Below are 26,635 nucleotides of genomic sequence, written 5' to 3'. Positions count from 1 at the left end.
TAGTACTCTATTTTAAGATTATAAATAAAAAATATTTTAAACGAGCACTTATTGCCTAATACTTGGTATAATAGAAAGCGTGTTTTGAGGTGATATTATGGCTTTTGATGGTTTGTTTATACATAGCCTGCTAAATAATGTTAAACCAAAAATAGAAAGTGGCAGGCTTTCCAAAATTTATCAACCATTTGAACAAGATCTAGTGCTAACTTTTAGAAAAGACAGAAAAAATATACAATTGCTATTATCTGCCAATGCTAAGTATCCACGTTTTTATATTACTGAGCAAACTATTGCTAATCCTGATAAGGCACCAACTTTTGTTATGGTGTTACGTAAATATTTAGAAGGCTCAATTCTACAGTCAATTGACCAACTAGGAGTTGACCGTATTGTCGATTTTTATTTTAGTAATCGTAATGAGCTTGGAGATCAAGTTCAGTTAGTCTTATCGTTGGAGCTAATGGGTAGACATAGCAATGTTATTCTTTATGACCAAAAAAATGGACGTATAATTGATTTGCTCAAAAGAATTAATCCTGATGAAAATAGAGTGCGGTTGCTCTTACCCAAAGCTAAATATGAGTTACCTCCCCTTATATCTGGTATTGATGGTTTCAAGATGACGGAAACAGAGTTTAATAAAAGGGCTTTGAATTCTGATCCTGAAAAATTCGCCGGTCAGATTGGGGGGCTTGATCGAGACGATCGTCAAGAACTTGCAGGTTATTTAGAAGACGATTTTTCTTATTCATCTTTTAAAACGTTTATGGGTCAGTTTAATAAAAAAGGTGCTTTTATTCTGAAAACACCAAATAATAAACGGAAAATTTTCCCTTACTTGCCTTACCATCTTAACCTGACTAAAGAAAGTTCTGACTCAGATATTAATCATGCTTTAGATAAATTTTATCAATATCAATCAAATCAGGATTGGGTGAGACAAAAGTCAAGTCAAATTGAACGCGTTGTAAAAAACGAGCATAAAAAATTAACAAAAAAAATAGTTAAGCTCCAAAAGCAATTGGACCAAGCTGAAAATTCTGAAGGCTATAGAATTAGAGGTGAAATTCTTAATGCAAATTTGTCCCAAGTTAAACCGGGAATGACTGAAATTGACCTGCCTAATTATTATGATAATAATCAACCACTAAAAATTAAGCTTGATGCGGCACTCTCTCCTGCTCGAAATGGTCAAAAATATTTCACCAAGTATAAAAAGCTGCGCGATTCAATTAAACACGTTAAAGAACAAATAAAAATAGCTCAAGACAATTTAAATTATTTTGATACTATTCAAACCGCGATCGATAATGCTGAACCACAAGATATCGATCAAATTAACGAAGAATTAATGAATCAAGGCTACATTAAAAAACCCCAGAAACCTAAACGTAAAAAGAAAATCACTGAGAAAAACCTCAATAAATTTCGCATTTCATCTGGTAAAACTGTTTTAGTTGGTAAAAATAATTTACAAAATGATTGGCTCACCTTAAAAAAAGCTAATAAAACTGATATTTGGTTTCATGTTAAAAATATTCCTGGTTCGCACGTTATTTTGCAGTCTGATCAACCAACAGAAAAAGATATTTTAGAAACTGCGGAAATTGCGGCCTATTTTTCTAAAGCTAAAAATTCAGCTCATGTACAGGTTGATTATGTGCAGGATAAAAGAGTAAAGAAACCTAATGGTGCGAAACCTGGTTTTGTAATTTATACTGGACAAAATTCAATTGAAGTAACCCCTGAAAAAGAAAGAGTATTAAGCAAAAGAATAAACTAAAAAACGAGGATGATTTGTTCATCCTCGTTTCATTTTCGCTTTATTGTCAAATTGGCTGTGTAGTTAACGCCAGCGATTCTAGAACACCCAAAATAAGTTCTGTGGTTTCGATACTTGAAAAAACAGGTCTATTCTGATTCAAAACTTCATCACGTATTCTGGTAGCATCGTCACTAGCAGAATCGGATAAGTTAGTAATGTTAATCACCATATCAATTTTGTGTTGTCGTATTTTATCTAACAGACTGTGAGAACCACGACTAATCTTGGAAACAATTCCTGTGGTTATTCCAGCTTCTGCTAAGCCATTAGCTGTACCTTCAGTAGCAATTATTTTGAAACCCAGACGATAAAAACGTTGAGCCAATGACGTAACTTTTTCTTTGTCTTCATCACGAACAGAAATAAAAATTGTACCAAAGTTAGGTATTTTTAGGCCACTGGCTTCATAGCCTTTGTATAAAGCTTTTGCAAGCTCAGTATCTCGACCCATGACGGATCCAGATGACTTCATTTTTGAATCAAACGTATTTTCACTTTGGTAATCAATATATGAGAAAACTGGCATTTTGACAAAAATAAAATTGTTTGAATGCCATAAACCATTTTTACAACCTAAGTCAGGTAAGTTTTTGCCGATAAGCACTTCCGTTGCGCATTTGGCAATATCTTTTCCAATTGCCTTAGAAAGAAAAGCAATATTGTGACCAGCATATGGCTTAATTTGTAGTAAAAAGATTTTCTTTGCAACAATCAAAAAATGTAAGGTAAAAATTCCACGCATATTTATGCGTTTAACTAACTCAATAGCATATTCAGTAAGTAACTTTTTGCCTGTTTTTGTTAAATTTTGTGGCTTAAAAACAGCTATTGAATCTGACGCATGAGAACCTGTTTGTTCCAAATGCTCAATAATACCGGGAATTGTGACATTTTTACCATCTGAAATGGCAGTAATTTCGTATTTATTTCCTTCAATAAAATGAGATAAACTGACCTTGGATAATTGATTTTCCTTTAAATATTTCTTTAAAGCTGGCAAATCATAGACAACAGCAGATTTTTGCTTAACGCCCATATTATTAAATCCGCCAATGAGAATTGGAAATCCATGTTCATTGATAAAATTTTTAGCCTCTGTTTTATCAACTGTTGTTAAAAGTTTATTTTGACCTAAACTTTTTAATGGTTTAGTTAAAACCTGCTCAATCCGATCTTTCGGATTAATGTTTTTACTACCTAATATATTTAAGCCATTTTCTATTAGTTTTTTACATAAAGCATTAATTTCTTTGCCAGAGAACTGAACTAAAACATCTTTTATTTGCTCTTTTTTAGCAATATGTAAGATACTTTCAAGAGTTATAGGTTCTAGATAAACCTTATCTGCCCTTTTATAGCTAATTGCTACAGATTCATCATTATTTGATAATAAAACAGTGGCATAATTATTATTATGTAAAGTATTTATTGCATGACTAATCATGTAGTCAAATTCGCTTGTAACTGAAACTTGTGAAGGTAACATACCGATTACTAGCACTTTTTTAGCTGCAGATAACGCTTGACTTTCATCATGAACTCCATATGAGCCATAGTATGCCTTAACCAACGGCTTAATTGTTCCCGCTGATCCATCTATTTGCTGATAAGCCGGCTTCAAATGTAATTTTATAAGCCTCTTTTCGATCGCATTAATATCAGTATCAGAAAGATCAGAAATTAACGCGTTGCGAAATCCTCTCTTTTTCGCTTCAATCAATAATTCATCTGTTAGATTTCCAGCTGCTAATTTTTGTCCTATCTCCACAATATGTGCCAGTTTTTGAAAATAAACTGGATGAATATGAATAATTCTTTGCAGATCATGATAACTGAAACCTTTAGATATTGCAGCTAAAAGCTTAATTAAATGTGACTCATCGGGATGCTCTAAATCACTTGCTATTTCGTTTTTTTCTTTCGCTTTTTCAGTTTTAAAAATCTTAAGTGATATTTTTAGGTTAACTGTTGATGCAAGACCTTTTAAAAAAGCGGATTCAAAATTCGTTCCTATTCCGATTGCTTCACCACTGGCTTGCATTTTGGCACCTAATAAATAATGGTTGCTGCCGGATTGTGTTAATGACCAGAAAGGCATCCTAACTGCAACTTTATCTAAGGTTGGCTCAACAGCAGCATTGAGACCTGATAAGGGATCTGTTATTTCATCCAAACGGTAGCCGATGGCTACTTTACATACAATATAACCTAAGCTGTACAATCCCACTCTTTTTGACCAAATTGCACTGCGTGTTAACCTGGGTTTTATTGATAAAATTTTTACAGAAAATTTTGTTCCCTCATGTTTGACAGCAAAATGAATATTTAATATTCCAACGATTTTTAATTTGTTGGCAATTACTTTAGCAGTTGCACGAATTTTCTGTACCTGGTCGTTGTTTAGCGTTAAAGCTGGCATTACTGTAGCAGAATCTCCTGCATTAATAGCAACGGACTCAACAGTATCAGCTAAATTGGTAAAGAGTACATTTCCAGAGCTGTCACGAATTATGTTTGCAATGACTTCTTCCCAAGAGGAAAGATCTTCAGACAAATGATAATTGCCAAAGGAAAAACTTTCTGATTGTCTTTCTTTTGTTAGATACTCGTTCAAATCGGAAACGTTGTCAAAAATAATTTGTGTATTTTTGGCTGAAGTATTTTCTTTAATAAGCATTACTGGAAACTGAACTTTTTCAGATAGCTGTTTCTGAATATCAACAGCACTAAAATCAGTTAAATTCCAATATTTATTAGCCTCAATTTGATTTTCAGCCAAAAAAGTATTCATTTTTTGATGATTATCCATTGTGAGAGTTTGCTTGTTCAAGGTCAGCAATCTAACTCCCATTTTTTGCAATATACCATCCTGAACTAGTTCTCGTGTAACTTTTAAGCCTGTAGTTGAGCCATAAGCGGAAATAATAGCACTTGGTTCTTCCATGCGAATTATTCTTTTTAGAAATTCAAGTGTCATTGGTTCAAGATAAACAGTTAGCCCAGATTTTTTGTCAGTAGAAATAGTTGCAGGATTGGGATTAACTAAAACAACTTGAATATCTTCTTCAGAAAGTGCTTGAATTGCATCTTCAACTAGTAAATCAGTTTCAGATACTTTACCAACCAAGGTTGGGCCAGATCCAATGATTAAAACTTTATCTAAGTCATTCTCTAAAGGCATTTTTTACACCATCATCTTTACAAAACTATCAAAAATAGGAAGAGCATCAAGACTTCCAGGAGCACCTTCAGCATTAAAAGCTGTACCAATTACCTTATTGGCTTTATTACTGTAACCAGCTAATAACTCACTGTGGAGATCGTATAATTCTTTTTCCATTTCAAATTGAACGCTGTTTGGCAACACTAATTGATCTATATTCATCGCCACTTGCCAAATCACATTCGTATTTTGGTCAATAATTGGATAATTAATGCCATTATATGATTGAGGTAAAGCAACTAATTCAAAATTAAGAAATTCACTTAAGGCTAAAAAGCCCAGACCAATTCCCCAAAGAGGAATTTTTCTATAAAAAGCTGCCAGAATAGGATTAAGATTCTCTTTGAGTTCGTCTACTTTTCCTGGACCACCAGAAATAATAATTCCTTGCGGTCGCAAATTTTTAATATCAGGTACTGACACGTTATAAGGTAAAACAGTAGCGTTTACTTTTCGTAAAGATAATTCTCTAAGCATAGAATGCTTTAATCCCAGATCGATAATAGCCACAGTTTTACCGACGTTAGGTACCGCATATGCATTTTTGGTTGAAACAGTGACAGACTTGTTTTTAGGCAAAACTAAAGCTTTGATTTGATCAAAAGCATGTTCGTCATTTGTGTCCATGATTGAGGCTTTTATGGTTTTCTCTTTATTTAAAAGATGAACTAGAGCCCTGGTGTCAACGTTATAAATAGCCGGTATGTTTTTTTCCTTTAAAAAAGAAGCTAAATCTTGAAAGTTTTCACTATCTGAAATATTTTGAGCTACATCATTGGCAATAATTCCTTTTACAGTTGGATTAATACTTTCATAATCTATTGCGTTAATGCCATTGCCACCGATCATAGGAGCAGTAAAAACTAAAATTTTACCTGTGTTTGTTGGATCAGTTAAAGCTTCCTGATAACCAAAATTACCAGTTTGAATAGCTAATTCACCTGTAGAAATTATTGAAGCTCCCAATCCCTCTCCCGAAAATGATTGACCATTTTCCAGAATTAAATATCTTTTCATTTAATCACTTTTTTCTCTTAAGTCAGCCAATTGTTGCAGGAAAATTTGTGGAGGTTGCACTTCAAATTCCAGCCATTTGCCTGAATGTGGTTGTTCAAATCCCAAAACCTGAGCATGCAAAAACTGACCATTACCATTTAAGGTATGATGTGGCCCGTACAATGGATCCCCTGCAACCGGATGTCCAATATACGCAAGGTGCACCCTAATTTGATGTGTACGCCCTGTTTCAAGCTGACATTTTATTAAACTATATTTTGGAAACTGTTCTAGAACAGTAAAATGAGTGACTGCATCTTTACCGTTTTCGACTACAGCCATTTTTTTACGATTATAATGATCTCGACCAATCGGAGCTTCTATTGTTCCAGATTTTTCAGAAAAATTCCCGTGGACTATTGCTAAATAAAGTCTTTTATTTGTTTTTTGTGCTAATTGTGTCTCTAAGCTTTCACGCGCAAAAGCGTTTTTGGCCACCATCAATAAACCAGATGTGTCTTTATCAATTCGATGCACAATTCCCGGCCGAAAGCCTTCAGGACTTTCGGCTAAATTTTTTGTATGAAACAGCAAAGCATTGACAAGAGTGTGATCTGGATGTCCAGCAGCCGGATGAACTACCATACCTTGAGGTTTGTTAACAACTATTACATCTTGATCTTCATAAATAATATCAAGCGGTATATCTTCTGGAATTACTGCCAAAGGTTTTAATTTCGGTACATTAACTGAAATTAAATCATTTTTTTGTACCTTATAAGAAGTTTTAACTGCTCTGCTATTGACTAAAATATTTTTATCTTGCACTAATTCTTGGATCCTTGAGCGCGATAAGGATGGAATTTTAGTTGCAAGCACTTTATCGATTCTACCTTTTTCCTCCTGAATTACGAATTGGTATTTATCAGGCATTATTTTTTTCGCTTTCATCAAAAAACAGAAGATAAATAAAAACTAATATTATCCCTACTGTTATTGCAGAATCGGCAATGTTAAAAATATTGAACTGAATAAAATCGACTTGGATCATATCAATGACGTACTTTAGATGAATCCTGTCAATTAAATTACCTATTATTCCCCCAAGAACTAATGAGACTCCTGTACTGAAAAGCTTGCTATGGAATTTTTTAATAAACAGATAATATAAACAGACTATGATAGCAATAATGCTTATTAGATAGAAAAGTCCCATCTGACCAGGAAGAATATTCCAAGCTGCACCTTCATTTTGCACGTAGGTAAACGAAAAAATATGGGAAAGAACTTGGTGTGATTCACCCAGCCTATAATTACCGGCAATAAAAGATTTTAAAGATTGATCGGAGATCACTACTAATAATGAAATAAGTAAATATAAAAATTGCATTGTTATTCTTAAAAAAGACCACTTATTTTGCCGTTGTTGTCAACATCAATATCTAATGCAGCGGGATGCTTAGGTAACCCAGGCATGTCTAAAACATGTCCGGTAGTTATGACAATGAAGCCAGCCCCATTTTTCAAACTAGCGCCTTTAACGTGTAAAGTAAAATCAGTTGGAGCACCTAATAATTTTTGATTATCAGTGAATGAATATTGTGTCTTGGCGATAATTACCGGCAACTTATCCTTGCCCATTTTTTCCAGTTCACGAATATCTTTTTCCGCTTTTTCACTGTATTCTACTTGAGCGGCATGATATATTTTTTGTGCAACTTTAGCAATTTTAGTTTTAACGTCATCATCTTTTTTGTAAGTAGGAATAAGGTGACCACTTTGAGAATTTGCTAAGTCAAGAACTGCTTTAGCTGCTTCTACCCCACCTTTTGATCCCTGTTCATGATAATCTACCACAACAGAGTCAATTCCTTGTTCTTTGATCAGCTTTTGTAAAAGATTAAGTTCATTTTCAGTGTCTGTTGCAAAATGATTAATCAAAACAATAACAGGAATACCATAATTGCGCATATTATTCATATGTCTCTTAAGATTGCCAAAACCGTCGCGTAAAGCAGACAGATTTTCTTTACTTAAGTTATCAGTAGTCCCTTCTGCCTGATATTTCAAGGCTCTCACTGTAGCAACAACAACACTGGCATCTGGCTTTTTATCAAGATGTTCAGAAACAAAGTCCATGAATTTTTGACCACCAAGGTCACTACCAAATCCGGCTTCAGTCAATACATAATCACTTAGGTGTAAGGCCAAATTTGTTGCCATTACTGTATTGGCTCCGTGAGCAATATTGGCAAATGGTCCACCATGAACCAAAGCTGGCGTATGTTCGATTGTTTGAACAAGGTTAGGTTTTAAGGCATTGGAAAGAAGAGCCGCAATTGCACCTTCAAACCCAAGATCCTCAACGAAAACAGGCTGGTCATCAATAGTATAGCCAACGAGCATTAATCCAATTCTCTTTTTCAAGTCATCGATATCAGTCGACAAGCAGAGGATTGCCATTAATTCGTTGGCAACAGTAATGGCGAAACTAGACTTATGTTCAACACCATTAAACTTTGAGCCTTGACCAACGGTAATATTTCTTAAACTGCGATCGTTTACATCAATTCCGCGCTTTAAAAGGATTCTATCCGGATCTAATTTAAGTTCATTTCCCTGATAGATATAATTGTCTACTAATGCTGCTAAAGTATCAATTGCGGCGGTTAAAGCATGCATATCTCCAGTAAAATGGAGATTAATGTCCTCCATCGGAATTACCTGTGCCTGACCTCCTCCAGTTGCTCCGCCCTTTAAGCCAAAAACTGGCCCCATTGACGGTTCTCTCAAAGCAATCATGGTTTTCTGATGTAATTGATTGTTTATGGCATCACCTAAACCTATTGTCATAGTTGACTTACCCTCTCCAGCTGGAGTAGGTGAAATAGAAGTAACCAATATAAGTTTACCAAGGTGCTTCTTAGCCATTATACGCTTTATTGCCTGCCAGTTAATTTTAGCCTTGTCATTGCCGTATGGTTCAATGTCGGTTTCACTTAAGCCTACCTTAGCGGCTATTTCTTTAATGGGTAATGCGTGAGCTTCTTGTGCGATTTGAATATCTGATTTCATTGCGCATGCCTCTTTCTATATTCTTAAATTTTAAAGTCTAACTTTTCATTTTAAATAATATCCTTTTCATATTAGAATTTAGGTCCCACCTTTTAGTTAATCAATTGTCATTATAACAAACATTGATCGATTTTTATGCATTGTCAGCCATAAATTAAGAATTATGTTAAATTTATTCTTCAGGAACATCAAAAAAGGCCACCTCTAGGTATGACTGCCAGGTTTTTTGGGTCATATCATTTTCAGGTATTGGCCTTTTTTATTTTTCAAATCTTAATAAGTAATACTGACCAAATTCTGCAATTTTGATTTTGTAAATTTTAAAAAAATGCCAGTCTATAATAATTGCTGGTTCAGAAGTCAATTTTGCTTTAGCACGAAATGGTAACTTAAATAGTTGATTGGTCCAATATGAATTAAAGTAAGTATGAACTAACAGTATCAAAAAAAGTAAGGCGAAAATTAAAGCCGGCCAATTGAAAACTTTTGTACTCTCATATAAGAAAATAAGACATAAGAAGAGCACAATTAATACCCAGCTAAAATAAATTAATCCACTGCGACCTAGAATAATGAAATGCTTCTTTCTCATAAATGCTCCTTTTCAATACCAAATTTCTGCTTCAAGGTTGCTGTGACCAGTCGTATCGAATAAAGTTTTCATATAATTGCTAAAACGCGGTCTTTGTTTGAGCAAAATTTTAAATTCAGGAGAAGAATATAACTTTTTCAATTGCTCTTTTTCGATATGATTATGTCCAGTAAAATATTGATAATTCATTTCTATAAACAAATGATTTACCTTTTGCAAGAACTCAGATTGTTTGCTCTGCAAATGATCTTTCTTGTTGGAATTCACCTTTAAATTTTTAATCTGAATTTCCTTCAAATAATGGTGAAAATGGCATAAATTTTGATCTTTTAGCTCTCTTTTAGTCAAAAATGGTTTCATATTAAATGTATGACGCTGATATTTAATATGGTCTGGACTTACCTTGATTACACCGTATCCCTGGTCATATGAGCAAAAACTAGAGGTTACTATTTCTATTGCAGGTGTTTTTCCTATTGGTCCAACTATGTTTTGAGCGTGTATATGACCGGAAAAAGCAAGTTTAATATTGAAGTCCTGACATAAGCGGCATAAGAGTTGAGCATTATTCAGGACAAAGCCACGATTTACGGCCTGATTATGAATATATAGATTATGATGCATAAATAAAAGGGGCCTTAGATGGTTTCTTTTGGCATTTTCCAACTGCTTTTTTAACCAGATGATTTCTTCTTCATTTATTTGTCCTTCGGTCGTCGGTGCACCATTAGACTCCTGCTTACCGTAAATATTAGAATCTAGCAGTATTAAAAGATAATGTTGATTTAGTTGAACGCTGTATGCTAATGAATCAGGATCAATGCTCAGTGCGCAGTCATATGAATTTTTAAATATTTCCTGCCAACTTTTTGGACTTATTTGTTGAGCATATAGTTGATTTGGACCTTTAAAAGCCCGGGCCCATCCATCATAAATATCATGATTACCAGGTATGACCAGTAATTTTGTTGCTTTTAAACGAGAAAATATTGCAGCAAATTTTTGTGCTGAAACTAACTCCCCGTTAAAAGTTACATCTCCAGTGACAATTATTGCGGCGGGTTTCTTTTTATTGGCAAAGTCAACAAACGCACGTAAGGCTGTTTCTTGATAAGCCAAATCTTTACCCTGACTAGTATTCTGAATATGCCGAAATGCCTGACCATCATCATGCAAGCTATCAGCAATTAAGTGTGTGTCCGTAATAACCCAAAATTCTGTATTTGATTTCTCAGTAATCATTTTTCTTAGTCCAGTATTGGTAAAAGTCAACTCTTAAATTACCGTTGAACAATTTCCGCTTTTTAGTTGCCTTTTTACCAAAAAATTCTTCAAACTTTGGATCTCCAACTAAATAATATTGACTGAAACTATCGTATTTTAAAAGCGTTTCTCCCATTTGTTGATAAAGATCTTCTGCTGATTTGCGGTCCTTTAATCTTTTTCCATAAGGTGGGTTGGCAATTATGACTCCATTTTCCAAATCTGTAGCAAAATCCTTTACTGCAACTTGCTTAAAATAAATATCTTGCAATACACCAGCATTATTGGCATTTAATTTTGCAATTTCAAGAATAGACTGATCAATGTCACTTGCCCATATAGGTTGTTCAAGTGGTTTGATTTCACTTTTAGCTTCTGCGAGCAATTCCTGATGAATAGAACTGTCAAACCAATCAAAGCCATCAAAAGCAAATTTGCGCCAACTGCCAGGAGCGATGTTTTTACCTATTAATGCAGCTTCAATAGCAAGAGTACCAGAACCTGTCATTGGATCTATAAGAGGATGAGTGCCGTCATATGGAGTTAATTTTAAAAGTCCTGCTGCAAAGTTTTCTTTTAATGGCGCCCCACCGTGTTCAATACGGTAGCCCCTTTTGAACAAGCTGTCTCCAGTAGTATCCAATGAAATTCTGGCAACATCTTTATTGATATGAATGTCAAGAGGATATTCATTACCATTCTCTGGCAAAAAGCCACGACGATGATATTGGTCTGACATTTTATTTACAATCGCCTTTTTCACAATTGATTGGATGCCCGGTTCAGAGTGCAATTTAGACCTGACTGATCTCCCTTTAACAGGAAATTTAGCGTCAATAGGTAGTAACTCTGCCCAGTCAATCTCATACACTTGGTTAAAAAGAGTATCAAAATCTGTTGCTTTAAATTCTTTCAGTAAAATTTTAACTCGGTCCGCGGTTCTTAACCACAGATTAGTTTTGACAATATCTTTTTGCTCGCCTTCAAAAAAAACTCTGCCGTTTTCAGTGCGTGTTTGATAGCCCATTGCCTGCAATTCTTTGGCAACAACGCTTTCAAATCCTACGCCCATAGTTGTATATAGTTGATATTTTCCCATCTTAATTCTTTCTTTTCTTTAAAAAAAGCGTTGAGCCCTTTGAAAAGCTCAACGCTGCCAATGCAAATTTCTGTAAGCCACGTTCTGTTCGGGTATTTGTGGCATAAATACCTTCAGCAGCCATCTATCTTTGCTATATATTAGCAATCCAATCTTTAGTTCATTTCCTTAGATTGAAACGCCCCCACCAAGTTTGGGTTGCACGCTCGCAGGGTTTACCTCGTTCCACCAGAAGCGTTTCCACCTCTGCTACGTCACTGTGGCACTTTTCAGAATATTCATGCATGTCATAATAATGATTTAGCACTTTTTTCGCCGTAATTTAAAATCCTTTAGCTTATTGAGCTAAATACGAACACTACAAGCATCGCAGCTCGTGCGTGCGTGGACTTTCCTCAGCCTGACCTTTTTCCAGGTCAAACCGCGACTGCTCAAAATTTGCACCATTTAAAATTATATCAAAGCTTACTCTTTTTGTAACCCATAAACTCGTTGCTCCAAATTATATACCTTGCGTTCGAGGGTCGAAATGCGTTGAATGATAGCCATATTAGTTGAGCTTTCAGCTGACCCATTTATTGGATTAAAACTCTGAGTAGAACGTTCTTGAGTCGGTGTATATGTCCGCACTGTTTCCTGTGTAGCTACAGGACTTACTCTTTTAGTCTTTTGCGCTTGAATAGATTCTTCTTTATGTTGATCGTCCATCAACTCTCCCTGCAGCTTGCCAATTTGACCATAAAGGTCTTCAATAATTTGTTCAAACGTATCGTAATCAGCAATTACTTTGTCTAAAAAAACATCAACCTCATGTGGATCCAAACCTTTAACCTTTGTTCTAAATTGTTTTTTTAAAATATCCTGAGTGGATAGTTGAATATCATTTAAATCTGCCATGATAATATACAACTCCTTTTTATATCACTTTTATTCTAGCAAAAACTGGACTGGCTTAAAACTAAAATGTTAATTTTAAAACAAAGTTATCTTATTCTTGATATTCGTCATCTTGATTTTCCTGAAATTCTTCTGCTTCATCCTGCAGATCATAAAAATCAATTAATTCTAATGAATATTCTGTCGTTTCTTGGTATTTTTTGATTAAATTATAATCAAACTTGGGCTTTCCAGGATTTTCTGGGTCATAGATCATCAGGGCTCTATCTGTATGCATAAGCATGAAGTTTTGATAATTGCGCAGTTGAACAGGATTTTGGTAAGTTTCTTTTGAAGTGGAAGCAAAAAAATCAACTTGCTGTTTTAAAGAGAGATACTTTTCCTGATTACTTTCATTCCATCTGCTGGCAAATTCCTCATAAGGAACAATGATAGAAACCCTTAAAGAATATTTTTGTCGCAAGTCGATTGCGACCTCACTTGCCCACTGCTCTACACCCAAATTAGCTCCAGTTATTACCCAGTCAAGTTGGTTATTTTCTATTAGGCTTATCATATGTTTTTTTAGAACCATTTTAATAATTTTTATCTTGGGGTCTTTGTCTCCAAATGTATTAAGCTCATAATTACGGTATCCAGTTACCCACAATCTTTGCATAATGAAACAGATAGCTCCTTGTTCAAAAACTTTTTCTTTATTGCTATAATGCTAGCAGGAGTGATATTTATGGTCAAATATCCAACAGGCAGTTCTGCCACTTTTCGCAAATCAAATTATACTTCTCAAGCCAAGCACCAAAAAAGAAGACACAAAAATATTAATTTTTCTGACCGGGGGATGAACCTTGAGCAGATGATTAATGAATCTAATAAATATTATCGTACAAAAGAAATCGCAGTGGTGCATAAAAAGCCAACGCCAGTTCAAATCGTTAAGGTAGACTACCCTAAAAGGTCACGTGCAGTAATAAAAGAGGCCTATTTTCGCCAAGAATCCACTACGGATTATAATGGGGTTTATAAAGGTTATTACCTGGACTTTGAAGCAAAAGAGACCAAAAATAAAACCAATTTTCCTTTAAAAAATTTTCATGAGCATCAAATAATTCACTTGGCAGAATGCTTGAAACAAAAAGGAATATGCTTTACAATAATAAGATTTACAAGCTTAAACCGCTATTTTGTAACTCCGGCAAGTGCAATAATAAAAGCTTGGTGGACTAAAGATAAAAGTTCATTAACGTTAAAAGAAGTCGAAGATTGGTCAATAGAGATTAAGAGTGGCTTTCAACCTAATCTACCATACCTGAAAGCCATAGATTCTTTTATCTCGGATAGGAAAATACACGATGATAAATAAAAATTTAAACTCAAATAATGGACGTGAATCACGTAAGGATTACCGGCAAAGTTTGCCTAAACCATTGTGGCGTAAAATACTTAAGTGGACATTTTTAGGTGTTTTTTTAATTTCAGTAGCTGGTGTAGGTTTGTTTGCCTATTATGCTAAAGATGCTCCAAACATTAGTCGAGCTGATCTTGAAAGTGGCGGATCGTCAGGGTTATACAACACAAATGGCAAATTTATCATGTCCCTTGGTACCGAAAAAAGATTATACGTCAAGGACAGCAAGGATTTGCAACTGCTAAAAGATGCTATTGTATCAGTTGAAGACAAGCGTTTCTACAGAGACAAGCTGGGAATTGATCCTATTCGAATTGCAGGTTCAATGTTAACTAATGCTAAAAGCAAAAACATTTCTGCAGGTGGTTCTACAATTACCCAGCAATTAGTTAAACTGACAAAATTTTCGACTGCTGCTTCCCAAAGAACATTACGCAGAAAGGCTCAGGAAGCATGGCTGGCTATGAGAGTTCAAAGAGAGTACAGCCATAATGAAATTCTGGAATTTTATATCAATAAGGTATATATGAATTATGGTAATACCGGAATTGGCACTGCCGCTAACTATTACTATGGCAAAAAGATTGGAGATTTGGACTTAGCGCAAACAGCCATGCTTGCGGGAATGCCTAATAGACCAACCGTATATAATCCTTATACCTACCCAAAATATGCAAAATATAGGCGTAATATTGTTCTAAAAGCAATGTTAAACAATAAAAAAATATCTCAGGAACAGTATGATGAAGCTAGGAAAGAAAGCATAAAAAAGGGTTTAAAACCTCATAATCAGCGTAAGCAATCTAACTTACGCAAAATTAATGATCCCTATGTAAAGGAAGCAATTGCCGAAGTCAGAGCTAAAGGCTTTGATCCTTTTCGTGACAATTTAAAGATTACCATTAATATGGACCAAAAAGCTCAAAAGAAACTTTATCAATTGGCTAACAGTGGTCTGGTTCCTTTTACTAATGACAAGATGCAAATAGGAGCATCCGTGGTTGATCCAAGTAATGGTCACGTAGTAGCTATACTTGGTGGAAGGCACCTGCCCTCTTCAGTTCAATTGGGTTTAGATCGTGCAGTACAAACCACTCGATCAACGGGCTCTTCGATAAAACCAGTTTTAGATTATGGTCCGGCAATTGAATATCTCAATTGGTCAACAGCAAAAATGTTAGATGATAGCAAGTATGTTTATCCAGGAACGAATGTCCAGCTCTACGACTGGGATAATAAATATGATGGTATGATGACTGTGAGGCATGCTTTGGAACAGTCACGTAATGTTCCCGCAGTCAAAACTTTGAAAAAAGTTGGTGTTAAACGAGCAACAAAATTTGCTGGGAAAATGGATATCAATGTTCCTGAGGACTCAGGCTTGTCAGTGGCGATTGGTGTAAATGCGTCAAGCCTGCAGATGGCTGGTGCTTTTAGTGCATTTGCTACGATGGGAATCTATCATAAACCTCAATTTGTTTCTAAAATCGAAACTCCTGATGGACTTACCAGAAATTATGACTCTGAAGGCATTCGAGTGATGAGCAAGGCTACTGCCTACATGATTACAGACATGTTGAAAGGAGTAATTAAACACGGCTCTGGAACCAACGCACAGATTAGAGGTTTATATCATGCGGGGAAAACTGGTTCTGTTAAATATTCAGAACAGGATTTGGCACGATACCCAGCATACGCTGCAACACCTAAAGACTCCTGGTTTGTGGGTTACACCCCTAGCTATTCAATTGGTGTTTGGACGGGCTATGATAATCTGAAAGATGGTACTATTTCTGGTGTTGGTCAACAATCTGCACAGCTTTTTTATAAGAACATGATGACTTATTTAATGAGAAATAAAGAAAACGTTGATTGGCAAAAACCTGACTCTGTGATTCGGGCTAAAATCGCTAAAAACTCAAATCCACCAGAGGTATCATCTACAGGTGAATGGCAGTTGTTTGTTCGTGGCCATTCTCCTATTGGTATTGTTGATGACAGCAGCGATTATGATGAAGATGATGAAAAAACTAGCACTCATGATTCATCTTCAACTAATACTCAGAGAAGATATTCTGTTCGTCACAATCAAAATGGTTCAACTAGGCAACCTGATAAAAATCAAAGAAAAGCGAAAAATGCAAAAGACAAGAATAAAAACAATATTAGTGAAAATAATTCACAAAATTCAGGTCAAAATAATGAATCTGGCAATTCTGATTCAGGTGCCAGTTCTGATCAAGAGCAAAGACCTAACAAGCCTGGAGGAGAAAGCAACAATTCAACCAATAATGAAAATAATGAACATTAACTAATAAAAACGTCGAAAGATTTTTCGACGTTTTTATTTTTTATTGTTTTTCAGGATAAGGTAAAAAATGAATTCTATTAAAAAAATAAAGGCAAAAAATATTGTTAAAACAGTTAAGGAAATCAATTTTACATACATAGTATTAGGAACACCAGTTCCATCATATGGACGAAGCCATAAGAATAAAGCAAAACCTACAAATAAAATTGCTAAAATAAAATTAGTCGTTTGCCAACCACTCATAGTATAGTCTCCTTTAATATTATTTTGATAAAGAAATTATACTAAACTTTTATTTTTTAAACACTATTTTTCTATTAAATAACTGTAAGGATCATTTTTATCACGCGCTGTCATGGAATAGCGACCAAATAAAATCATTGCGTGATGTGTATGAATCCATTCGTCTTTTGGTAAGATTTCTTCTAACCTTTTTTCTACTTCAAGAGGTTTGGCATTTTGAGGCACTATATGAAATCGTTTAGAAATTCGTGACACATGTGTATCGACTGCTATCGCAGGAATTCCAAATCCCTCTGCTAAAACAACATTAGCAGTTTTCTCACCGACTCCCGGCAAAGAGATTAATTTATTTTTATCTTTTGGAATTTTACCATCATATTTTGAAACTAGAATTTCCGCAGTTTCTTTTAAGTGCTTAGCTTTTGAATGATAAAGCCCAATTTGGGAAATATGATTTTCTATTTCTGGAATTGTTGCCATGGCCAAATTCTTAGGTTTAGGATAATCTTTCATAAATTTTGGCATTACTCGATTTACCATCTTGTCTGTTGTTTGAGCACTCATTAAGACAGCACATAACAAATGAAAATTATTGTCCCAAACTAATTCACTTTTGGCATCAGGATACATTCGGTTGATACACTCTAACACTTTTCTGGCTTCATTTTTACTAAGTAATTTTTCTGCTTTCATTTAGCTGTTCCTCCTCAAAAACTTTTGAACTTCACTACTTGTTTTTAAGTTATGTCTTTGCCAATTCAGCAAAATACGGTCAACGTATTTTAGGCTATATGCTTGAGATAAGACAGCTTCGCGCAAAGCCAACTTAATAATAGCTGGATCGTAGTGATCTACATTGAGCCAGGCAGAAATTTCTTCTCGTTCTATTGGACTTAAATAACGACCAAATTCAATTTCAAACTGCCTTACTAATTGATTTAACGGGGTGTTATCAACAGCCGTTTCTGCCTTTTTAGCAGGCATTTTTTCATTGGCAGAAGAAATTTTATTTTCCAACAGTTGGTCCAGTTTATCATATAACTCATTAAGATTATATTTGTTTCCAATCATGCCGCTCTTGTCAGTTATCTGGTCAATTACAATTAAATTTTTTTCAATTAATTTTTGAATTAAAGCAGTGATTTCTGTAACAGAAAAATTAGTATTAGCCGCAATCTGTTCATTGGTAGGAAAAAAATTGTTTTTTTGGGCAAACATTTCCAATTGGATAATGACCATCATTTCTGCATCGTCAATATTAAGTTGTGGATAATAAGCAAGTAACCCGTTTGATAAAGTAGTGAAACCCATGAAGCGGTAATCATTGTAGCGCATATTAATCTCTCCCTTTAAAAAAGTTGAACTAAATATTTTTTAGTTCAACTTTTAACTATACTATTAACTTTAATTTAAGGTTCTAGACGATTAATCATTCTCGGGAATGGAATAGCTTCACGGACGTGATCTAATTTGCAGATCCAAGCAATAACACGTTCAAAGCCCATACCGAAGCCGGAATGAGGTACACTGCCGTATTTGCGCAAATCTAAATACCAGCTGTAATCATTCTCATTCAAGCCGGCCTCATGAATTTGTTTGAGCAATGTTTCATAATCACTTTCGCGTTCAGAACCACCCATGATTTCGCCATAACCTTCTGGTGCCAAAACATCTGCACATAGGTATTCCTTAGGATTATCAGGATTTTTCTTCATGTAAAATGGTTTAATTGTTGTCGGGTAATTAACAATGAAAAATGGACGATCAAATTTTTCAGAAATGAAAGCTTCGTCAGGAGCACCAAAATCATCACCCCATTTGAAGTCGCGTCCATCGTCTTGCAAAATCTTTACTGCATCGTCGTATGACAAGCGTGTATAGTTACCCTGTGCTGCAGGCTCTAATTTTTGGGGATCACGACCTAAAATTTCTAATTCATATTGACAATGCTTGAGAACTTGACCAGTCACATATGACAAAAAACGTTCTTGCAAATCAAGAGATTCATCCTGATGCATCCAAGCCATTTCTGGCTCCATCATCCAAAATTCAGTTAAATGACGGCGGGTTTTCGATTCTTCAGCTCTAAAAGTTGGACCGAAAGTAAAAATTTTACCGAATGCTTCTGCTCCAACTTCACCATAAAGTTGTCCGGATTGTGATAGATAAGCATCTCCACCAAAGTACTCCGTATGAAATAATTCGGTAGTTCCTTCAGGTGCAGAATGCATAAAGATAGGAGCATCAAATTTTACAAAGCCTTCATTTTCAAAAAAGTCAACCGTAGCTTTGAAAATAGTATTTCTGATGCGCATAATTGCAAAAGGACGTTTACTTCTAAGCCATAAATGTCTGTGGTCAAGCAAAAATTCAATCCCATGTTCTTTGTTGCCGATGGGATAACCTTCGTTGTTAGTAATCAGCTTTAAATCGGAAATTTGAATTTCATAACCAAAATGGGAGCGCTCGTCTTGGTGTACAGTTCCCTGAATATAAAAACTGGCCTCTTGATGCAAAGATTTTGCTATTTCAAAAACTTCATCAGAAACTGCATTTTTACGAACTACTCCCTGAAAAAAGGCTGTACCATCACGTAATTGTAAAAACACTATTTTGCCGCTTGAACGTTTGTCAGTCAACCAAACGTGCATCCGTACTTCCTGGTCAACATGCTTGCGACAATCTTCTATTGAAATTAATTCTGTCATAAACTTTTATTCCACTTTCCTTATCGTAATCAAATTAATGATACCAAAGTTTGATCAATTTAGCGACTTAACCTACTAATTTTCCATCTTTAAAATTATAGAGTTGATAATGATATTCACCGACTATATTTTTAGAGCTTACTTCCCACACGGGTTTATTTTTATACCAGCCCAGATTCACTTCCGTAATTTTTTCGTTAGGTTCTTTTGCACTATATTTATTTCGAATAAGCCCTTCATTTACGCCTTTGCTGGCTGAATAAAGATATGCTTTTTTAGAACCTGGTAAATAGATAAAATAGTAAGTCCTATGGTTCTTAGTTAAGCCTTTAAGTGCATAGCTATTAACACCACGATTTAAATGATAATTTTTTTCCGTATATTTGATAGGTGTTTTTTCGACAGCTATTCTATTAAGCTCACGGATTTCTGAACGTTCGGGATTACCTGCTTTATAAAAAATAACAATGAAGGCAAAGTATAAAAAGATCAGAATTATAAATACCCATGCTAAAAATTTAAATGTTTGCTTTGTATCATCTTGTATCATAGTTTGTTAACTTTTCCTGTATATTACTTAAAGATGTTTTTTTGACTTTAACTGGAACGGCAGCCAGAAAAACAGAACCGTAATCTTTTGACCAGATTCTTGAATCCAGTATTAGGAACTGCCCCCTGTCCTGTTCTCCACGAATTAGCCTGCCCATCCCCTGCTTAAAGCGAATAATTGCTCGTGGCATTGTATCAGCGTGGAAAACATCTATACCTCTGTCAACAAGTTGTCTTTGGCGTAACTTAACTTCCGGTAAATCAGGAGATTCAAAAGGCAATTTAGTTGCTATTACCAAATCAACACCACATTCATGAAAATCAATTCCTTCCCAAAAACTGTCTGCTCCTAAAATAAGTGCTTGTTTGGCAATTGCAAATCTTTTAATAATCCGGTTATTTGAACCAGAGACACCTTGTGCCAAAATTTCATAATCACGTAAACTGGGTGAATTTATAATAGCACTAAAAACATTTTTTATTTGTTCAAGATTTGTCATTAGAACTAAAACATGCTTTTTATTTATCAGATCTTTCTCCAAAATCTGGGTTAGACTTTTATCATATTTTGGATCGTTAATATCGGGGAAGTCAGTCACAGACAATACTTCAAGATGTTTACTCAACTTAAATGTGCTTGTTCCTATATACTTTTGTGGTGCTAAATCAGTTAGGCCGAGTAGTTTAATGATAAAATCAAACCCTTTTCCACTGGTTAAAGTAGCACTAACAAATGATATATGGTCAAAGCGATCATATATTTTATGAAGTTCAGGCGTTGCGTCAAGCATTAACCAACTTAAGTTGGCACTTAAAGGATCTTGCGGATTAGTCAAGGTAATGATAAACCCTTCCGCATCCACATAGGCTTTCTTGTGAAGTAAATCCGATAATTGGTAGCTTTTGGTAATATAGTCATCAAGTTGATCGATTTGATCAGAAACTTCACTTAAAATAGCATCCCTATCAATATTCGAGCTGTCAGTTTCATTGTAAAGCTTAAATAAGATTTGATTTGTGTTTTGTCTGATGCTTTCTAATTTTCGTTGCAATTCTGCTAGTTTAGTTAAAAATTGACTATTCTTTGGAAAAAGATCCATGCCCCTGAAACTGAGAAGCAAGTTGCCATTGGCTAAGCTATTTTGGCTGACTGCTTTCTTCTTCTTAGAACAAAGCAAACGCTGCAAATGATTAATAACTTTGATCAGATCAAGTATTGCTGGATCTAACTTTTCTAAGAGAAAATTAAACTGGACGTCACTACCATACTGGTTAAATATACTGTCATCAGCGTAATAAAGCAAATTGCGCAGATGATTAAGAAGGCCCCACAATGATTCAAATTGAAACGAGTCATTCCTGGAAGTAATCACATTGTCAACAAAACGATGAGCTTCATCAATAACGAGGTAGGGATTCTGCCCCCAAATTGTATCATTATAATGATTAGCCAAATAGGCATGATTTGTGACTAAAATGTCAGCCTGCTCTTGCCTTTGTCTGGCCAAATTCCAGAAATCAACTTCAGCAAAAATACTGCCAACACGAGCATCTCCAGGGTGAGCAATTTGAGCAAATAAGGGAGCCCGATAATTAGTCAGCTGCAATTCATCTAGATCACCCGTCCGCGTTTCAGTTAACCAAACCAGAATGCGCATTTGCAACACTAAAGTTAACTTATTAGGCGTTCCCTGATACAAACTTTGGTAAAAACCATCTAAATCAAGGTAATGGCTGCTGGCCTTTACTTCCTCAGCTTTCAAATCCAACTTGGTTACATTCAGTAATTGGGGAATTTCCTGATCTATTATCTGCTTTTGTAATACTTTGGTGGGAGTGGCAATTACCAATTTTCTGTTTGTGTATAATCGATATGAATATGAAAACAAGTAAGAAAAGGTTTTACCAGTACCATTAGGTGCTTCAATCAATAATGTTTTCTGTTTAGGGTTACTCAAAAACTGTTCAATTCGATTGATGAGGTCTACCTGAGGCTGGCGATAATTAATTTTATTTTTAAATAATTTCTTTTTGTCCGTGTCACTTTTTGGAAAAACATTTGACTGTTGATGTTCAACATTATTAAGTTTTTCTTGTTTTCGTAAAATTATTTGTCGTACTTGCTGATATTGTGAAGATAACGGCCTTTTTTCCTTGCGTGCGTTATCAGCAATGGTAGTGAAAATCCAGGAAGTGTCACGTATTAAACCGTGAGCCAAAGAGCTTAGCGTATTTAAAGTAGCTTGAGGAAGATTTTCAAGTCGTTCAATTATTTTTATTAATAAAACAGCAGTGCCATAAGCATCAGAATCTGCTTTATGAGGGTTTAAATGTCTTATTTGCAGGCGAGTTGTCAAATCGCTTAACTTGTATGACGGTTCAGTAGGAAATGCAATTTTTGCCAGCTCTACCGTATCTATTGCACGATTAGTTAGTGGTTCATAGCCGTGCTGCACTAATTCAAAATTTAAAAATGGCAAGTCAAAATTAACGTTATGAGCTACAAAGACAGTATCTTTCAAGATTTTGACAATCTTGGGTGCATAATAAGCAAAATCTTTTTCTTGAGCCACATCTTTGTTGTGTATATGGGTTAAATTTTGCACCGCTATCGGAATTTCGCGGTGAGGATTAATCATAAAAGAGTAAGTCTTGACAACTTTCATATTCTTAATAATAGCGCAGCCGAACTGAATGATATGATTATTTTCTTCCCGTTGTGTTCCCGTAGTTTCTAAATCCACTACAGCAAAAACGGTATGCTCGAATGATTTCATTTTGTAATTACCCTCCTTTCTGTTAATTTAATTCAACTATTTTGCATGCATCTAACAAAACCAAGTATTTAGCTTTAACTTTTTTGTCAGCAAAAGAATTAAGAGCTCTTTCATAAAGGCGTAGCTGACCTAAATATTTTTGCTTTATGTTTTTGATAGCTAATTCCAAATGAGTTTGATCAATATGATCAGTTTTATAATCAAATAATATTATGCCATCTTTTTCAGTAAAATAACCGTCTATTGTACCATGAATTAAAATTTTTGCGTCTGCATCACTGAAATTATCAAATAGACTATCGGCTGGCAACAGACTCGAAAATTCAATTTCACGGTGCAAGTTTTCTGGTTTTTGCCAAAATTTCTTTGCAAAATCACTATGAACAAACCAATTTATTTTTTCTAAATCTAAACTGGAAACAATATTGTTATTAAGTTTATTTTGCTCAACTAGTTCCTGCACTTCTTCTTTAACCTGGTTGATAGCTCCCGATCCATGATAATCGTAGTATTGCAGGATCAGGTGCATTGCAGTACCAATCTCCGCTCCTGTAAACCGTGTTTTAAACAGAAAATCAGGTTTAGTATCTATAGGCTGCAAGTAACGATTAGTTGAAGAAATTAGGTGCGCATTTTCCAGTTCGGTATCAAGAGGATCGTTAAACGCTTTTTTAATTTCAGATACTGATTGATATGCGGTTGTCTGACTGGCATCTTGAAAAGGATAACTAAAATTAAACAGTTTTTCTGTATATCCTTCTAGTGATGAAATGTCCTCAGTTTTGTTCTCCTCTGGACTAGTATATTCTTGAAGATGAATTTTTTCGCCTTGATATTGGATATAAAGCAATTCCTGACTTGTTTCCAACGCTGAATTTATATCATTAATTTTTTGGCTTAAAAGCTTGTCCCATTTGATTGATGGACCAATCAAACTCATCGGATTTGAAGCGTTAAGCTTACTGCTCAACGTGAGACGTCCATTTTGATCAGCTTCATTTTGCCAATTTTCAATTGTTCGAGGCAGATTTTTTAAATCAGCTACCAAAATTAACTTTTGCTTTGCTCGGGTCATCCCCACATATAAAATGCGCGCTTCTTCTTCTAAGAGTTGTCTCTTCTTGGATATATTTGCAATAGCCTTAACAAGGGTATCAGCACGATAAGGTTTTAGTTTGATAGTTAAACCTACAGAACCAGAATTTATAATATAATTGCCGCTTAAATCCCGCTTTTGAAATTGGTGTTGCAAGCCTAAGTAAAAAACAACCGGAAATTCCAGGCCCTTGGAACTATGAACAGTCATTAAGAGTACGGAGTTACCGGCTTCTTTAGTTAAAAGTGGCTGTGCCAGGTCCTTTTGGCTACGTCTCATTCGCTCGATAAAATTAATAAATTGATACAGACCCTTAAAACCAGCGCTTTCATAGGAAGCAGCTCTTTCATATAAAGCCTCTAAGTTGACTCTGCGCTGCTTGCCATTAGGTAGTGAAGTCATAATTTCAAGCAGGCTGGTTTTTTCATAGATGCTCCATATCAATTCTGAAATTCTATGTGTTGCAGCAAATTTACGCAATTCTTCGAGCTGATTCAAAAAATCTTTTACTTTTTGACTAAGTTCGTCACCCACGGCAACATAAGAAGTTAAAGCGTTGTAAAAACTGGCATTCTGCGTATGAATTCTAATCGTACTGAGTTCAGGTTCTGTAAAATTAAAAAGAGGTGACCTTAATACAGCTACAAGAGGAATGTCCTGATCTGGATTGTCAATGATCCTCAAGTAGTTCATGATTATAGTTAATTCTAAAGTTTGAAAATAATTTTTCGCATCGGTAACCATTATCGGAATATGACTTTTGGCAAACTCTTGCATAATTTCAAGATTATTGCTGCGACTTCTGGTTAAAATAACAATATCACTGTACTTAAAAGGTCTTAAATGACTGCTATTTTGCGAATTTTTGTCATAAATTAACAAATTTTCCTCTGAGAATTTTTTAATACGGTTAATAACCATAGCAATTTCAGCTGAGTCAATATCGTCAGGATCATCTTCTTGACGGTTAGTTTGGTCACTATTTTTTTCATGAATTAGTATTTCAGTCGCATCAGGAAGGTTTGAAGGATAATATTTGGCACCATAAGTCAGCTGACTCTCATTGTTATAATCAATACCTCCAAAATCATCCGTCAAAATATTTTTAAACACTTGATTAACAATAGAAATAACTGGCTTAGAAGAACGGAAATTGTCCGACAATAAAATTCTTTCTTCTTTTGCTTGATTTTCTTTAAGGGTTGCTTCTTGATATTTGTGCAAAAATAAACTTGGTTCAGCTTGCCTAAAGCCATAAATTGATTGTTTAACGTCACCAACCATAAAAAGATTGTTTTGACCATCTTTTTTAATTAATTGCAAAATATTTTCTTGTAGCGGGTTGATGTCCTGATACTCGTCGACCAAAATCTCATTAAATTTATTTTGATAAAAAGTTCGTGCCATTTGGGATGCAGAAGTGTCTTGACTGAGAATTTGGTATGCTAATTGCTCCATGTCACTAAAATCAAGCAGGTTTTCTGCTCTTTTTAACTGATTAAAACGGTCAATCAGTGCCAGTTCTGCTTTCACAATTGCAGCCATTATTTGCTGACCTTTTTGCATCATAGACAATTGCTCTTTTTCGTCAGTAGCATAAAAAGAAACAAAAGTAGTTAAAATCTGTTCCTTTGCTTCTTTTTTAAAATCACAGCACTCATCATAAAAAGCAACAATATCTTCGTCCCAATTTTTTGATCTGCGCATACCGCTTTTGAAAACACTGGCACGCAATTTTTCTCGTTGCTCATCATATGGGCTATCATTTTCCAGATCATGCAAATAGCTGCTAAGACACTTTTCAAACAGGTCAAAAGTTTCTTTTACTTTGTGCAGATCCTTAGTTTCCATTACCGCACTTTGACAAAAATGCTCTAACTTATCAGCGAGATTTTGGAAAAGATTGACTAAATAAGGTTTAATTTCTTTCTGCCACAAAGAAGATTTGATTACTTCTTCCATTTGATATTTTTGGGTCAGCCCTTGCAGCCATTCTCGATAATCAGGCTTAGCCATTGCGTAATTATATAAGTCTAACAATAAATTTTGCGGTGATGCAGCATCCCTGTCACCTGCAAAATTATCATAAAAAGCTATAAAGTCCTTCTCTTTTTTCTCTAAAAATTCTCCTTCAACTTCTTTTAATGCTCTTTCACGCATTAATTCCGCTTGAGAATCGTCAGTTAGTATACTGAAACTGGGATCAATGTCGATTACATAATAAAAACGATGGATTACATCCAAACAAAAGGCATCAATCGTAGAAATATTAGCAGAATCAATTAAATTTAACTGTTGTCTCAGATATGATTTTTTTGAAGACTTCTGCATTTCATTTGATAATACTTCTTTAATCCGTTTTTTCATTTCTGTTGCAGCTGCTTTTGTAAATGTAACTACTAACAGTTGATCAACACTGACACCAGAAAGAATTTCTTTCATTAAGCGCTGTACAAGAACGGTGGTTTTGCCACTACCTGCGGAAGCCGATACTAGTATGTCGCGGCCATGATCATTAATAGCTTTTTCTTGAACGGCTGTAAATGAGGTTTTTCCTTTTTCTTGAACCATTT

Annotated in this window: 19 protein-coding genes and 1 other RNA gene; 3 read left to right on the top strand and 17 right to left on the bottom strand. The window is 35.0% G+C overall.

Going from position 1 to position 26,635, the window contains the following annotated elements:
• Positions 1-97 precede the first annotated feature (97 nt).
• Complete coding sequence (locus tag ERK18_RS06145; protein WP_187154723.1) at positions 98-1,786, top strand: Rqc2 family fibronectin-binding protein; 1,689 nt, start codon at positions 98-100, stop codon at positions 1,784-1,786.
• A 46-nt stretch (positions 1,787-1,832) separates the two neighbouring features.
• Here the strand turns inward: ERK18_RS06145 and ERK18_RS06140 are convergent, their stop codons facing one another.
• The 10 genes from ERK18_RS06140 to ERK18_RS06095 all read right to left on the bottom strand — a co-directional run bounded on the left by ERK18_RS06140 (position 1,833) and on the right by ERK18_RS06095 (position 13,631).
• A complete protein-coding gene (locus ERK18_RS06140) occupies positions 1,833-5,009 on the bottom strand; it encodes a carbamoyl phosphate synthase large subunit (RefSeq protein WP_187154722.1) in 3,177 nt (1,058 codons plus the stop codon).
• A 3-nt stretch (positions 5,010-5,012) separates the two neighbouring features.
• Positions 5,013-6,068, bottom strand: a complete 1,056-nt coding sequence (locus ERK18_RS06135) for a carbamoyl phosphate synthase small subunit (protein WP_187154721.1) — start codon at positions 6,066-6,068, stop codon at positions 5,013-5,015.
• Positions 6,069-6,980 carry an RluA family pseudouridine synthase gene (locus tag ERK18_RS06130; RefSeq protein ID WP_187154720.1) on the bottom strand — a complete coding sequence of 304 codons (912 nt, stop codon included), beginning with the start codon at positions 6,978-6,980 and terminating at the stop codon, positions 6,069-6,071. It lies immediately after the preceding gene.
• Complete coding sequence (lspA, locus tag ERK18_RS06125) at positions 6,973-7,437, bottom strand: signal peptidase II (protein ID WP_187154719.1); 465 nt, start codon at positions 7,435-7,437, stop codon at positions 6,973-6,975. The genes ERK18_RS06130 and lspA overlap by 8 nt, the downstream gene beginning before the upstream one ends.
• Positions 7,438-7,445: 8 nt before the next feature.
• Positions 7,446-9,122: a formate--tetrahydrofolate ligase gene (locus ERK18_RS06120; protein ID WP_187154718.1), complete on the bottom strand. Its 1,677-nt coding sequence runs from the start codon at positions 9,120-9,122 to the stop codon at positions 7,446-7,448.
• A 604-nt stretch (positions 9,123-9,726) separates the two neighbouring features.
• A complete protein-coding gene (locus tag ERK18_RS06115; RefSeq protein ID WP_187154717.1) occupies positions 9,727-10,956 on the bottom strand; it encodes a metallophosphoesterase in 1,230 nt (409 codons plus the stop codon).
• Positions 10,946-12,076 carry a THUMP domain-containing class I SAM-dependent RNA methyltransferase gene (locus ERK18_RS06110; RefSeq protein ID WP_187154716.1) on the bottom strand — a complete coding sequence of 377 codons (1,131 nt, stop codon included), beginning with the start codon at positions 12,074-12,076 and terminating at the stop codon, positions 10,946-10,948. Before ERK18_RS06110 ends, ERK18_RS06115 begins: the two co-directional genes overlap by 11 nt.
• A 68-nt stretch (positions 12,077-12,144) precedes the next feature.
• An RNA gene (gene rnpB, locus ERK18_RS06105) (RNase P RNA component class B) lies at positions 12,145-12,515 on the bottom strand.
• A gap of 26 nt (positions 12,516-12,541) precedes the next feature.
• Positions 12,542-12,973 carry a DivIVA domain-containing protein gene (locus ERK18_RS06100; RefSeq protein WP_187154715.1) on the bottom strand — a complete coding sequence of 144 codons (432 nt, stop codon included), beginning with the start codon at positions 12,971-12,973 and terminating at the stop codon, positions 12,542-12,544.
• Between the two features lie 91 nt (positions 12,974-13,064).
• The gene (locus ERK18_RS06095; RefSeq protein ID WP_187154714.1) at positions 13,065-13,631 is read right to left on the bottom strand and encodes an SLOG family protein; all 567 of its coding nucleotides are present in this window, start codon (positions 13,629-13,631) and stop codon (positions 13,065-13,067) included.
• Between the two features lie 69 nt (positions 13,632-13,700).
• On the opposite strand from ERK18_RS06095, the gene recU reads away from it, so the two are divergent.
• Both recU and ERK18_RS06085 read left to right on the top strand, forming a co-directional pair.
• Positions 13,701-14,333 (top strand): Holliday junction resolvase RecU, encoded by a 633-nt coding sequence (gene recU / locus ERK18_RS06090; protein ID WP_187154767.1) that lies wholly within the window; start codon positions 13,701-13,703, stop codon positions 14,331-14,333.
• Entirely contained in the window at positions 14,323-16,689 is a 2,367-nt protein-coding gene (locus tag ERK18_RS06085) for a transglycosylase domain-containing protein (protein ID WP_187154713.1), read from the top strand. The genes recU and ERK18_RS06085 overlap by 11 nt, the downstream gene beginning before the upstream one ends.
• Positions 16,690-16,722: 33 nt before the next feature.
• Here ERK18_RS06085 and ERK18_RS06080 read toward each other — a convergent pair whose 3' ends face one another.
• From ERK18_RS06080 to addA, 7 genes are all read right to left on the bottom strand, one after another.
• Positions 16,723-16,932: a DUF3923 family protein gene (locus tag ERK18_RS06080; protein WP_187154712.1), complete on the bottom strand. Its 210-nt coding sequence runs from the start codon at positions 16,930-16,932 to the stop codon at positions 16,723-16,725.
• A 63-nt stretch (positions 16,933-16,995) separates the two neighbouring features.
• On the bottom strand, positions 16,996-17,625 hold the full coding sequence (gene nth / locus ERK18_RS06075) for an endonuclease III (protein WP_187154711.1): 630 nt from the start codon (positions 17,623-17,625) through the stop codon (positions 16,996-16,998).
• Entirely contained in the window at positions 17,626-18,267 is a 642-nt protein-coding gene (locus tag ERK18_RS06070) for a DnaD domain protein (protein WP_187154710.1), read from the bottom strand.
• Positions 18,268-18,341: 74 nt separating this feature from the next.
• Entirely contained in the window at positions 18,342-19,640 is a 1,299-nt protein-coding gene (gene asnS / locus ERK18_RS06065; RefSeq protein WP_187154709.1) for an asparagine--tRNA ligase, read from the bottom strand.
• Between the two features lie 67 nt (positions 19,641-19,707).
• Complete coding sequence (locus ERK18_RS06060; RefSeq protein WP_109586282.1) at positions 19,708-20,190, bottom strand: hypothetical protein; 483 nt, start codon at positions 20,188-20,190, stop codon at positions 19,708-19,710.
• Complete coding sequence (locus ERK18_RS06055; protein ID WP_187154708.1) at positions 20,177-22,966, bottom strand: helicase C-terminal domain-containing protein; 2,790 nt, start codon at positions 22,964-22,966, stop codon at positions 20,177-20,179. Before ERK18_RS06055 ends, ERK18_RS06060 begins: the two co-directional genes overlap by 14 nt.
• 22 nt (positions 22,967-22,988) lie before the next feature.
• Positions 22,989-26,633: a helicase-exonuclease AddAB subunit AddA gene (gene addA / locus ERK18_RS06050; RefSeq protein WP_187154707.1), complete on the bottom strand. Its 3,645-nt coding sequence runs from the start codon at positions 26,631-26,633 to the stop codon at positions 22,989-22,991.
• Between the last annotated feature and the right edge of the window lie 2 nt (positions 26,634-26,635).

The organism is Lactobacillus kimbladii (genome assembly GCF_014323605.1).
GTDB classification, from domain to species: domain Bacteria; phylum Bacillota; class Bacilli; order Lactobacillales; family Lactobacillaceae; genus Lactobacillus; species Lactobacillus kimbladii_B.
The sequence above is the reverse complement of the archived record's forward strand: the minus strand, read 5'-3'. Positions and strand labels throughout refer to the sequence as shown.